Source organism: Streptomyces sp. NPDC029292, assembly GCF_055569295.1.
The window spans coordinates 126,330-138,810 of record NZ_JBVHXR010000016.1 but is presented as its reverse complement, the minus strand read 5'-3'; the positions used below and the strand labels follow the sequence as shown (position 1 = coordinate 138,810).

The window sequence follows — 12,481 nt, the reverse complement described above, 5'->3', positions numbered from 1 at the left end:
CCCTGGCTCACGAGCCCTGATTCACGCGCCCTGGCTCACGCGCCCTGATTCACGAGCCCTGACTCACGACGGCCGTCACACCGGGTCGTACGTCCGCTCCACCTTCTGCGTACCGGTGCGCGTGCGGTACGAACGGACCCAGGACGAGGTCGCGTTCGGGTCCGTGCGGTCGGAGAGCACGTAGTAGTCCATCTGCGCGCGGTCGGCGGTGATGTCCAGGACGCCGTAGCCGTGGCGGTCGGTGTCGACCCAGTGGACGTGCCGGTTGGCCGTGCGGATGATCGGCGCGGCCACCGCGGAGACGGTGCCCTCGGGGACCTTGACGATGTCGTCGAGGTTGTCGGAGGTGACCGAGGTGACGACGAACTCCGTGGCGGCGGAGGCGGACAGCGGGTAGGTACCGGCGTCGACGGGCACGTCGTTGGCCCAGGCCATGTGGATGTCGCCGGTGAGGAAAACGGTGTTGCGGATTGCGTGGGAGCGCAGGTGGGCAAGGAGTTCCCGGCGGTCGTCCGTGTAGCCGTCCCACTGGTCGGTGTTGAGGGCGATGCCCTCCTGCGGCAGCCCGAGCAGCTTGGCGAGCGGCTTGAGCAGGTCGGCGGGGAGCGAGCCCACCGAGAACGGCGAGATCATCACCGAGTTGCCGACCAGACGCCAGGTGGTGTCGGAGGCCTTGAGCCCGGCCTTCAGCCAGTCGAGCTGGACCCGGCCGGTGATCGTACGGTCCGGGTCGTCGACCGAGCCGCTGCCCGTGGACGCCTGCTGCGAGCGGAAGGACCTGAGGTCGAGCAGCGAGAGATCGGCGAGCTTGCCGAAGCGCAGCCGGCGATAGGTGGTGCCCTCGATCGCCGGGCGGACCGGCATCCACTCGAAGTAGGCCTGCTTCGCGGCGGCTTGGCGTGCCGACCAGGTGCCCTCGGCGCCCTCGGTGTGGTTGACCGCGCCGCCGGACCAGGCGTTGTCGGCGAACTCGTGGTCGTCCCAGATCGCGACGACCGGCGCCTTGTGGTGCAGGGCCTGGAGGTCCGGGTCGGTCTTGTAACGGCCGTGCCGGGTGCGGTAGTCGGCGAGGGTGAGGATCTCGTTCGCGGGGGCGTGCGGCCGTACGACCGTGCCACGGGCCGCGTACTCACCGGACTTGTACTCGTAGATGTAGTCGCCCAGGTGCAGCCAGGCGTCCAGGTCGCCGCGCGCGGCCAGGTGGCGGTACGGCGAGAAGTAGCCCGCCTCCCAGTTGGCGCAGGAGACCACGCCGAAGCGCAGGCCCGCCACACCGGCGTCGGTCGCCGGGGCGGTGCGGGTGCGGGCGACGGGCGAGTCGGTGCCGCCGGCGGAGAAGCGGAACCAGTAGTCGGTGGCCGGTTCCAGACCCCGGATGTCCGCCTTGACGGTGTGGTCGGAGGCGGCGGACGCGGTCGTGGAACCCTTGGCGACGATGGTGCCGAACGCCTTGTCCTTGGCGATTGTCCAGCTGACCTCGGTGTCCGGGCCGAGCCCGGAGCCGGGTATGGCCGTGGACGTGGGTGTCACCCGGGTCCACAGCAGAATGCCGTCGGGCAGCGGATCGCCGGAGGCGACACCGTGCAGGAAGGCCGGGGCCTCGGCGGCGGCGCGGGCGGGGAGGGCGGCCGCGAGCGGGGCGGCGAGGACGGCGGTGGCGGCCGCGGCCTTGACGACCGTACGGCGGCGCGGGGCGCGGGAGTTGACGGCGCCCGAGGAGTCGGAAGATCTGAATCGACTGGTCACGAGCGATCAGGTTACCGACCAGTACAAGCCAAGAGCGGGCGAACCGCCAAAAGTTCGCCCGCTCTTCGAGAGCTGGTCGCCCAACGCGCGTGTCAGCGCGGGCCGGTGCCCCGGTGCCCCGGTGCCCCGGTGCCGGGGCCGGTGGCTCAGGCCTTGAGCGCCGTGTCGATCGCCGTGGTGAAGTCGGCGACCGTCATCGGGGCGTTGCCGTCCGAGCCGGTCAGCGTCTTGCCGTCCATCTTGAAGGTCGGCGTGCCGGTCACACCGCTCTTGTTGAACTTCTCGGACATGGTGAGCGCCCACTTGTCGTAGGTGCCGTCCTTCACGGCCTTCTGGAACGCCGTGTTGTTCTTCAGAGCGGACACGGTGTTCGCGACCTTGATCAGGTAGTCGTCGCTCTTGAACTTGTCGTCCGTCTCGTCCGGGTGGTACTTCGTCGAGTAGAGCGCGCTCTTGTACTCGAAGAAGGCCTCGGGGCTCACGTTCAGGGCGGCGCCGAGGGCGCTGAGCGCGTTCTTGGACCCCTCGCCCGCGCCGCTGTTGGTGTCGATGAACGTGGCGCCGATGTACTGGATCTTGTACTTGCCGGCGTCGACGTCCTTCTTCACGGTCGCGCCGACGGTCTGCTCGAACTGGGCGCAGATCGGGCAGCGCGGGTCCTCGTACTCCACGAGGGTCTTCTTGGCGGTGCTCTTGCCGATGACGACCGTCGTGCCGTTCGTGCCGGTGGTGTTGGCCGGCTTGACGAGCTTGTCGTTCTTGGCCGCCTCCCAGTAGGTCGGCTTGTTGTTCTGCACCACGGCGTAGCCGATGCCGCCGGCTATCGCGAGGACGCCGACGACGGAGCAGGCGACGATGACCTGCCGCTTGACCTTGTCGCGCTTGGCCTGACGCTCGCGCTCCACGCGCAGGCGCTCACGGGCTGCCGTCTTCGCGGCCTTGCTGTTCCGCTGGCTCATATTGGTGATCTCCATGTGGGACGCGCACACGTCGTACGCGGGATACGTATGGGGGACTGCCGGTGCTCAGGTGTTGTCGCTCAGGCGGGATTGCTCACGCGAAAGCGACCGAGCAGGGCGGTCCACGCCGTCCCAGGGAGTGCACGAACAGGCGCGTACGGGCGGTGGCCGCCCGGCGCGTGGGGCGCGGCAGCCGACGGACCGGAGCGAGCCGCACGGTCACCGCGGCGACCGCGATCAGCAGGGGCCGGAAGGTGGCCCCGGCCACCGCGCACAGCAGCTGGTCCAGGGCCCGCTCGCCGCGGCGCAGCCAGGCGGCCGCGAGGAGCCCCACGCCGATGTGCGCGCCGAGCAGCAGCCAGGCGGCGGCCGGGTCGGCGTGTGCGAGGAGGGCCGCCGCGCGGTCGGGGCCGGTGCCGGTCACCCGGGCGAGCGGCGTACCGACGCTGCCGCCGCCGCACAGCACGTCGATGCCGACCGAGCGCAGCGGGCCCGCGATCGGGCCGCCCGCTCTGCCGTAACAGACGTGCTGGCCCGTGGTGAACACGGTGTCGGCGGCCAGCTCCAGTGGGATGAGCAGGGCCGCGATCGGTCCGAAGCCGCGCTCGCGGCGGCCCGCCAGGGCGTAGGCGATGACGAAGACGGCGCCCGCGATCGCGGCCACGGTGCTCAGGGGCAGTGGCATCCGGGACAGCAGCACGTGCGACGCGGTGGAGAGCGTCACGACGACTGCCGTGAACAGAGCCGCGCGAAGGGCTCTGAGCTGGGTCCCGGATATGTCCATAGCGCTGGAGAGTGTGCCACGTACTCCTGTAAGGGACCCCTAAAGGCTCCCTATGAGTTGTGCGATGCCTACAGACCCGGAATCCGACCGTTACGGAACAGGTCCACGAAGATCTGGTGGTCGCCGCGCGCGCGTGCGCCGTAGCTGTGCGCGAAGTCCACGAGGAGCTCCGCGAAGCCGTCCTCGTCGGCGGCGATCGCCGCGTCGATGGCCCGCTCCGTGGAGAACGGCACGAGCTCCGAGTGGCCGCTCTCGTCGTCCGCCGCCGCGTGCATCGTGGCCGTGGCCCGGCCCAGGTCGGCGACGACCGAGGCGATCTCCTCCGGGTCGTCGATGTCACCCCAGTCCAGGTCGACGGCGTACGGCGACACCTCGGCGACGAGCTGGCCCGCGCCGTCCAGCTCGGTCCAGCCCAGCCACGGGTCGGCGTGCGCTTGGAGGGCACGCTGCGAGATCACCGTGCGGTGGCCCTCGTGCTGGAAGTACTCGCGGATCGCGGAGTCCGTGATGTGCCGGGAGACGGCCGGGGTCTGTGCCTGCTTGATGTAGATCACCACATCGTTCTCCAGGGCGTCGCTGTTGCCCTCCAGAAGGATGTTGTACGACGGCAGTCCGGCCGAGCCGATGCCGATGCCGCGGCGGCCCACGACGTCCTTGACGCGGTACGAGTCCGGGCGGGCCAGCGACGACTCCGGCAGGGTCTCCAGGTAGCCGTCGAACGCGGCGAGCACCTTGTAGCGGGTGGCCGCGTCCAGCTCGATGGAGCCGCCGCCTGCGGCGAAGCGGCGCTCGAAGTCGCGGATCTCGGTCATCGAGTCGAGCAGCCCGAAGCGGGTCAGCGAGCGGGCGTCGCGCAGCGCGTCCAGCAGCGGGCCCTCGGCGGTGTCCAGCGTGAAGGGCGGCACCTCGTCGCTCTTGGCGCCGGTGGCGAGGGCGTGGATGCGCTCGCGGTAGGCGGCCGCGTACACCGTGACCAGCTCGCTGATCTGCTCGTCGCTGAGCGCCTTCGCGTACCCGATGAGCGCCACGGAGGCCGCGAAGCGCTTGAGGTCCCAGGTGAAGGGGCCGACGTACGCCTCGTCGAAGTCGTTCACATTGAAGATCAGGCGGCCGTTGGCGTCCATGTACGTGCCGAAGTTCTCGGCGTGCAGGTCGCCGTGGATCCACACGCGGGAGGTGCGCTCGTCCAGGTACGGGCCGCCCCGCCTCTCCTGGTCGAGGTCGTGGTAGAAGAGGCCCGCCGTGCCCCGGTAGAACGCGAAGGCGGAGGCCGCCATCTTGCGGAACTTCACGCGGAACGCGGCCGGGTCGGCGGCCAGGAGCTCGCCGAAGGCGGTGTCGAAGACGGCGAGGATCTGCTCGCCGCGTTGCTCGGCGCTGAGCTGCGGGACCGACATCGCTGGGTGCCTCCTGGTGCAGGTGGTGCATGACATGTGGGGACGGGCGTGCCGTCCGCCGGGACGGATGCTTCCGTCGACTTCCAACGGACGAAGGTACGCGGGAGTGCCCGGATTCCGTCGACGAAGGTACGCCGTGGGATCCGAGTACCCCGCATGAAGGTACGTGTGATCCTCCGCGGAGTGTCAGTCCCGCGTCATAGACTTCGACGCTGTCCCCCCAGACTGCCCGCAGCCTGTCGCCCATCGTTCTTCCTGGAGGCCGAAGCCGTGTCAAAGCCGCCGTTCACGCACCTGCACGTCCACACCCAGTACTCGCTGCTGGACGGTGCCGCGCGGCTGAAGGACATGTTCAATGCCTGCAATGAGATGGGCATGACACACATCGCCATGAGCGACCACGGCAACCTCCATGGGGCGTACGACTTCTTCCACACGGCCAAGAAGGCGGGCGTCACGCCGATCATCGGCATCGAGGCGTACGTCGCCCCGGAGTCCCGGCGCAACAAGCGGAAGATCCAGTGGGGCCAGCCGCACCAGAAGCGCGACGACGTGTCCGGTTCGGGTGGTTACACGCACAAGACGATCTGGGCGGCGAACCGGACGGGCCTGCACAACCTCTTCCGGCTCTCCTCGGACGCGTACGCCGAGGGCTGGCTGCAGAAGTGGCCGCGCATGGACAAGGAGACCATCTCCCAGTGGTCCGAGGGGCTCATCGCCTCCACCGGCTGCCCCTCCGGCGAGCTCCAGACCAGGCTGCGCCTGGGCCAGTTCGACGAGGCCCTGAAGTCGGCCGCCGAGTACCAGGACATCTTCGGCAAGGACCGGTACTTCCTGGAGCTGATGGACCACGGCATCGAGATCGAGCGCCGGGTCCGCGACGGCCTCCTGGAGATTGGCAAGAAGCTCGGCATCCCGCCCCTGGTGACGAACGACTCGCACTACACGTACGCGCACGAGGCGACCGCGCACGACGCCCTGCTGTGCATCCAGACCGGCAAGAACCTCTCCGACCCGGACCGCTTCCGCTTCGACGGCACCGGCTACTACCTGAAGTCCACGGACGAGATGTACGCCGTCGACTCCTCGGACGCCTGGCAGCAGGGCTGTGCCAACACCCTCCTGGTCGCCGAGCAGATCGACACGGCCGGCATGTTCGAGGCGAAGAACCTCATGCCGAAGTTCGACATCCCCGAGGGCTACACCGAGGTCACCTGGTTCCAGGAGGAGGTCCGCCTGGGCATGGAGCGCCGCTTCCCCGGCGGCATCCCCGAGGACCGCCAGAAGCAGGCCGAGTACGAGATGGACGTCATCATCCAGATGGGGTTCCCGGGGTACTTCCTCGTCGTCGCCGACTTCATCATGTGGGCCAAGAAGCAGGGCATCGCCGTGGGTCCGGGCCGTGGTTCGGCGGCCGGTTCGATCGTCGCCTACGCCATGGGCATCACCGACCTCGACCCGATCCCGCACGGTCTGATCTTCGAGCGGTTCCTGAACCCCGAGCGCGTCTCCATGCCCGACGTCGACATCGACTTCGACGAGCGTAGGCGCGTCGAAGTGATCAGGTACGTGACGGAGAAGTACGGCGCCGACAAGGTCGCCATGATCGGTACGTACGGCAAGATCAAGGCGAAGAACGCCATCAAGGACTCCGCGCGCGTGCTGGGCTACCCGTACGCGATGGGCGACCGCCTCACCAAGGCGATGCCCGCCGACGTCCTCGGCAAGGGCATCGACCTCAGCGGCATCACCGACTCCTCGCACCCGCGCTACAGCGAGGCCGGCGAGATCCGGGCGATGTACGAGAACGAGCCGGATGTGAAGAAGGTCATCGACACCGCCAAGGGCGTCGAGGGCCTGGTCCGGCAGATGGGCGTGCACGCCGCCGGCGTCATCATGTCCAGCGAGCCCATCGTCGACCACGCCCCGGTCTGGGTGCGGCACACGGACGGCGTGACCATCACGCAGTGGGACTACCCGCAGTGCGAGTCGCTCGGCCTGCTGAAGATGGACTTCCTCGGCCTGCGCAACCTGACGATCATGGACGACGCCGTCAAGATGGTGAAGTCCAACAAGGGCATCGACCTCGACCTGCTGGCCCTCCCGCTCGACGACCCGAAGACCTTCGAACTCCTCCAGCGCGGCGAGACCCTCGGCGTCTTCCAGTTCGACGGCGGCCCCATGCGCTCGCTGCTGCGTCTGATGAAGCCCGACAACTTCGAAGACATCTCCGCCGTCTCCGCGCTCTACCGTCCAGGCCCGATGGGCATGGACTCGCACACGAACTACGCGCTCCGCAAGAACAAGCTGCAGGAGATCACGCCGATCCACAAGGAGCTCGAAGAGCCCCTCGAAGAGGTCCTGGCGGTCACCTACGGCCTGATCGTGTACCAGGAGCAGGTGCAGAAGGCCGCCCAGATCATCGCCGGGTACTCGCTCGGTGAGGCCGACATCCTGCGCCGCGTGATGGGCAAGAAGAAGCCCGACGAGCTGGCGAAGAACTTCGTCCTCTTCCAGGAGGGCGCCCAGAAGAAGGGCTACAGCGACGAGGCCATCCAGGCCCTGTGGGACGTGCTGGTCCCCTTCGCCGGCTACGCCTTCAACAAGGCGCACTCTGCCGCGTACGGACTGGTCTCGTACTGGACCGCGTACCTGAAGGCCAACTTCCCGGCCGAGTACATGGCGGGTCTGCTCACCTCGGTCAAGGACGACAAGGACAAGTCCGCGATCTATCTGAACGAGTGCCGGCGCATGGGCATCAAGGTGCTGCCGCCGAACGTCAACGAGTCGGAGCAGAACTTCGCCGCCCAGGGCGACGACGTGATCCTCTTCGGTCTCTCCGCCGTCCGCAACGTCGGCACGAACGTCGTCGAGTCGATCATCAAGAGCCGCAAGGCCAAGGGAAAGTACGCCTCCTTCCCCGACTACCTCGACAAGGTCGAGGCGGTCGCCTGCAACAAGCGCACCACGGAGTCGCTGATCAAGGCGGGCGCGTTCGACACGATGGGGCACACCCGCAAGGGCCTCACCGCGCAGTTCGAGCCCATGATCGACAACGTGGTGGCAGTCAAGCGCAAGGAGGCCGAGGGCCAGTTCGACCTCTTCGGCGGCATGGGCGAGGAGGAGACCAGCGAGCCCGGCTTCGGCCTCGACGTGGAGTTCACCGCCGACGAGTGGGACAAGGCCTATCTGCTCGCCCAGGAGCGGGAGATGCTCGGCCTGTACGTCTCCGACCACCCGCTCTTCGGCCTGGAGCACGTCCTGTCCGACAAGGCCGACGCGGGCATCTCCCAGCTCACCGGAGGTGAGCACGCGGACGGCGCGGTGGTCACCATCGGCGGCATCATCTCGGGCCTCCAGCGCAAGATGACCAAGCAGGGCAACGCCTGGGCGATCGCCACGGTGGAGGACCTCGCGGGCTCCATCGAGTGCATGTTCTTCCCGGCGACGTACCAGCTGGTGTCGACCCAACTCGTCGAGGACGCGGTCGTCTTCGTCAAGGGCCGCCTCGACAAGCGCGAGGACGTGCCGCGCCTGGTCGCGATGGAGCTCCAGGTCCCGGACCTGTCGAACGCGGGCACCAACGCGCCCGTGATCCTCACCATCCCGGCCCTGAAGGTCACCCCGCCCATGGTCAGCCGCCTCGGCGAGATCCTCAGCCACCACAAGGGCGAGAGCGAGGTCCGCATCAGGCTCCAGGGCCCGCGCAAGACGACGGTGCTGCGGCTCGACCGGCACCGCGTGAAGCCGGATCCGGCGCTCTTCGGTGACCTGAAGGTGCTGCTGGGCCCGTCCTGCCTGGCAGGCTGAGAAATACGGGCAGACGTACGACGCAGGAATGGGCGTACGCGAGGGGCGCATCCGCAAACGGATGCGCCCCTCGGTGTGTGCCTGGGCTTCAACAGCCCGTGCGCGTGGCCTCAGTTGTGGCCGAAGCGCTTCTGGTGCTTACGGGCAACATCCGCCGGGCTGCCCTGCGCCTGCGAAATCGGCGACTGCTGTGCCTCCGCCGAAGAACGCTGCGCCTGCTCCTGTGCACGCTCGGCCTGCGAGGAGCGGTCCTGCTGGGCGCCCTGCTTGCGGTTCTTGTTCTTGGCCATGGGGATCTGCCTCCTGAGGGGGAACTAGGGGCCAGGGCCGCGACCAGATTCACATAGGCTGGCAAGCGGCGCATTTCGGAGAATTACCGTGCGTAATAAGCCCTGTCGGAGAGTGTTCTTTCGATACGCCACGCCGAAGATCGAGTTCCGGCCGTTAACCTCCGCACGGTCGGGCAGACTCGAAGGAAGCCCGAAGCAAACCTCCCGGAAAGAGGGTGGATCGAGTGGACCGCTGCATCGTCCTGGTGGACGCCGGGTATCTGCTCGGGGCTGCTGCCAGTCTTCTCGCCGGGGATTCCTCCCGCTCCCGGATCACCGTCGACCACGCCGCCCTCATCCAGGGCCTGCGCGAGCGCGCCGAGTCCGACACGGAGCGCCCCCTGCTGCGCATCTACTGGTTCGACGGCGCCCCCGACCGAGTACCGCAGCCGGAGCACCGCAGGCTGCGCGTGATGCCGCGCGTGACGGTGCGGCTGGGCGCGCTGACCCGCAGCGACGGGCGGTGGGCGCAGAAGGGCGTCGACGCCGCCATGCACGCCGAGCTGACCGAGCTGGCGCGCAACCGGGCCTGCTCCGACGTGGTCCTGGTGACCGGCGACGGGGATCTGCTGCCGGGCATGATGGCCGCCAAGGAGCACGGCGTCGCCGTACACCTGTGGGCCGTGCAGGCCGCCGACGGTGACTACAACCAGTCCGAGGACCTGGTGGCCGAGGCCGACGAGCGCCGCGTCCTCGACCGGGCGTGGATCACCAAGGCCGTACGCGCCAAGGAGCTGGGCGGGATCTGCGCGCCGTCGCCCGTGCCGCGCCCCGAGATCGCCGCGATCCTCTCCGCGCCGCTGCCCGACTCGGCGCTCGCCGCCGCGGCCGAGCGGCCCGCGCCCGACGCGGAGCACGGTTCGGCGGCCGAGTCGCCGAACGGCACCGAGGAGCGGGTGCCCGCCCCCAAGGGCGTCCCCACGCCCAAGGACCTGGCCGCGCTGCGCGGGCCCGGCACACAGGCCGCCCAGCACCCCGCCAGCGCCACTCTGCGCTGGTCGTCCGACAAGGGGTGGATCGAGCGGCCGGGCGGCGCCACGGAGCCCGCTGAGGCCGCCGCGCTGCCCACGCTCGCCCAGCTCACCTCCGCGGAGCAGCGGTGGGCCGACCGCGAGGAGGACATCACCACGGTCGGCGGAGATCCGTACGAGGTGGGTCAGGTCTTCGCGCGCCGCTGGATGGAGCGGCTCACCGACCAGACCCATCTGCAGAAGCTGTCCACGATGTACCCGCGGATTCCGCACCGGGTGGACGGGGAACTGCTGCGCTACGCCGCCCGTTTCGGGCTGCTCGCGCACAAGGACGACCAGATCGACGAGCACGACCGGTACGCGATCCGGGCGGGCTTCTGGCGCGAGATCGACGTGCGTACGGCGGCGGAACACGCCCCTGCGGGGGAGTGAGCGACGGCCCCGGGCTCATAACGGGGCATCGGACCCCGTAGTCTCGTCCTTCGTGAGCACGCGCACGGCACAGACGGTCCGCAACGGACACAGGGGCGATGTCGTGTGCGCCGTGCGGGGGCTCAGCAAGACCTATCCGGCCGTGCGGGGACGCCGCGGCACCCCCGCCACGCCCGAGGTACGGGCCACCGACGGGGTACGTCTGGACATTCGGGGCGGCGAGATCTTCGGGCTGCTCGGACCGAACGGCGCCGGCAAGTCGACCCTGGTACGCCAGCTGACCGGGCTGATGCGCCCCGACAGCGGCAGCGTCGAGATCCTCGGGCACGACATCGTGCGCCACCCCGAGCGGGCGGCGCGGATCCTCGCGTACCTCGGTCAGGAGTCCACCGCCCTCGACGAGCTGACCGTGTCGCTCGCGGCGGAGACGACCGGGCGGCTGCGCGGGCTCGAGCTCCGCCGGGCGCGGGCCGAGCGGGACGCCGTACTCGACGAACTGGGCCTCACACCGCTCGCCTCCCGCCCCCTGAAGAAGCTGTCCGGCGGGCAGCGCAGGCTCGCCTGCTTCGCCGCCGCCCTGGTGGGGGAGCGCCCCCTGCTGGTCCTCGACGAGCCGACCACCGGCATGGACCCCCTCGCCCGCCGCGCCGTCTGGGCCGCCGTCGACCGGCGCCGGGCCGAGCGCGGCACGACCGTCCTGCTGGTCACCCACAACGTCATCGAGGCCGAGACCGTCCTCGACCGGGTCGCCGTACTCGACCGGGGCCGCGTCATCGCCTGTGACACCCCGGCCGGGCTCAAGGAGCGCGTCGCGGGCGAGGTGCGGGTCGAACTCGTCTGGCGCGAGCACGCCCCGCTGCACGTCCCCGAGGTCGCCGCGCTGCGCGCCCGCGCCATCGAGTCGGGCCGCCGCTGGACCCTGCGGCTCGCCCCCGAGGAGGCCCGCGCGGCGGTCGCCACGGTCACCGGCGGCGCCGCCTTCGCCGCCCTCGACGACTTCACGCTGGCCACCCCGAGCCTGGAGGACGTCTACCTGGCACTCGGGGGCAATGCGCAGGGGCTGGTGAAGGCGTGAGTACCTGGAGCCCGGAATCCGTACGGGACTCCGTACGCGGGGAATGGGCCGCGGTGGGTGTACGGAACCCGCGAACGGCCGTAGGCGCCTGGAACAGGACGGCTGCCGGAGTGAAGGGGAGCAGCTCGACGTGAGTGTCGTACCCGCTGGAGTTCTGCCGGGCAGTGCGCTGCCCGTGGCCGAGGATGCCGGCGAGGCCGTGGAACTGGGGCCGCGCGCGCGGCTGTGGCCGTCGCTGGCCGCCGTGTACCGGGCGCAGCTCTCCCGGGCGCGTGTCGCGCGGATCCCGCTGCTGTTCGTGGCCACCTTCCAGTCCGTCGGCATCATGATCATGATGCGCGGCGTGGTGGACGGCGGGGGCGAGGCGCGGGCCGTGGTGGCCGGGTCGTCGGTGCTGGTGGTGGCCTTCGTCGCGCTCAATCTCCTCGCGCAGTACTTCGGGCAGCTGCGCGCCGACGGCGGGCTCGACCACTACGCGACGCTGCCCGTCCCGCCGGCCGCCGTCGTGCTCGGCGCCGCGGGCGCGTACGCGTCCTTCACCGTGCCCGGGACCGTCGCCACCGCCGTCTTCGGCTGTGTGCTCTTCGGGCTGCCGATGGCCCACCTGTGGGTGCTCGCCGCGGTGATCCCGCTCGCGGGGGCCGCGCTCGCCGGGCTCGGGGCCGCGTTCGGGCTGCTCGCGCCGCGGCCCGAACTCGCCACGCTGCTGGGGCAGCTGGGGATGTCGGCGGCGCTGCTGCTCGGGGTGCTGCCGCCGGACAGGCTGCCGACGGTCGTGCAGTACGGCCGTGATCTGCTGCCCTCGACGTACGGTGTCGAGGCCTTCGCCCGGACCTTCGGGGCGCATCCCGACTGGGCCGCCGTCCTCGGTGACCTGGCCGTCTGCGCCGGTGTCGGGGTGGCCTCGCTGGCCGTCGCGACCTGGGCGTACCGCCGGGCGGCCGTCCGGTGACGCGGCTGACAGACGGGCCTGGCACG

At 69.9% G+C, this 12,481-nt stretch carries 9 protein-coding genes; 4 read left to right on the top strand and 5 right to left on the bottom strand.

Annotation, left to right across the window (positions count from 1 at the left end):
• Positions 1 to 75 precede the first annotated feature (75 nt).
• The 4 genes from ACZ4WS_RS31025 to ACZ4WS_RS31010 form a co-directional block, all read right to left on the bottom strand.
• The gene (locus tag ACZ4WS_RS31025) at positions 76 to 1,746 is read right to left on the bottom strand and encodes an alkaline phosphatase D family protein (RefSeq protein ID WP_467985687.1); all 1,671 of its coding nucleotides are present in this window, start codon (positions 1,744 to 1,746) and stop codon (positions 76 to 78) included.
• Between the two features lie 146 nt (positions 1,747 to 1,892).
• Positions 1,893 to 2,705 carry a DsbA family protein gene (locus tag ACZ4WS_RS31020; RefSeq protein WP_467985685.1) on the bottom strand — a complete coding sequence of 271 codons (813 nt, stop codon included), beginning with the start codon at positions 2,703 to 2,705 and terminating at the stop codon, positions 1,893 to 1,895.
• Between the two features lie 94 nt (positions 2,706 to 2,799).
• On the bottom strand, positions 2,800 to 3,489 hold the full coding sequence (locus ACZ4WS_RS31015; protein WP_467985683.1) for a hypothetical protein: 690 nt from the start codon (positions 3,487 to 3,489) through the stop codon (positions 2,800 to 2,802).
• Between the two features lie 68 nt (positions 3,490 to 3,557).
• On the bottom strand, positions 3,558 to 4,886 hold the full coding sequence (locus ACZ4WS_RS31010) for a DUF2252 domain-containing protein (protein WP_467985681.1): 1,329 nt from the start codon (positions 4,884 to 4,886) through the stop codon (positions 3,558 to 3,560).
• 270 nt (positions 4,887 to 5,156) lie between these two features.
• Between ACZ4WS_RS31010 and dnaE the strand changes: the two genes are divergently transcribed.
• Complete coding sequence (gene dnaE / locus ACZ4WS_RS31005; protein ID WP_467985679.1) at positions 5,157 to 8,696, top strand: DNA polymerase III subunit alpha; 3,540 nt, start codon at positions 5,157 to 5,159, stop codon at positions 8,694 to 8,696.
• Positions 8,697 to 8,806: 110 nt separating this feature from the next.
• Here the strand turns inward: dnaE and ACZ4WS_RS31000 are convergent, their stop codons facing one another.
• The gene (locus tag ACZ4WS_RS31000) at positions 8,807 to 8,986 is read right to left on the bottom strand and encodes a hypothetical protein (RefSeq protein WP_467985677.1); all 180 of its coding nucleotides are present in this window, start codon (positions 8,984 to 8,986) and stop codon (positions 8,807 to 8,809) included.
• Between the two features lie 224 nt (positions 8,987 to 9,210).
• Between ACZ4WS_RS31000 and ACZ4WS_RS30995 the strand changes: the two genes are divergently transcribed.
• From ACZ4WS_RS30995 to ACZ4WS_RS30985, 3 genes are all read left to right on the top strand, one after another.
• Positions 9,211 to 10,428: an NYN domain-containing protein gene (locus ACZ4WS_RS30995; protein ID WP_467985675.1), complete on the top strand. Its 1,218-nt coding sequence runs from the start codon at positions 9,211 to 9,213 to the stop codon at positions 10,426 to 10,428.
• A 103-nt stretch (positions 10,429 to 10,531) separates the two neighbouring features.
• Positions 10,532 to 11,503, top strand: coding sequence for an ABC transporter ATP-binding protein (locus ACZ4WS_RS30990; RefSeq protein WP_467985901.1), 972 nt, complete (start codon positions 10,532 to 10,534; stop codon positions 11,501 to 11,503).
• 130 nt (positions 11,504 to 11,633) lie between these two features.
• Entirely contained in the window at positions 11,634 to 12,455 is an 822-nt protein-coding gene (locus tag ACZ4WS_RS30985; protein ID WP_467985673.1) for an ABC transporter permease, read from the top strand.
• Positions 12,456 to 12,481: the final 26 nt, after the last annotated feature.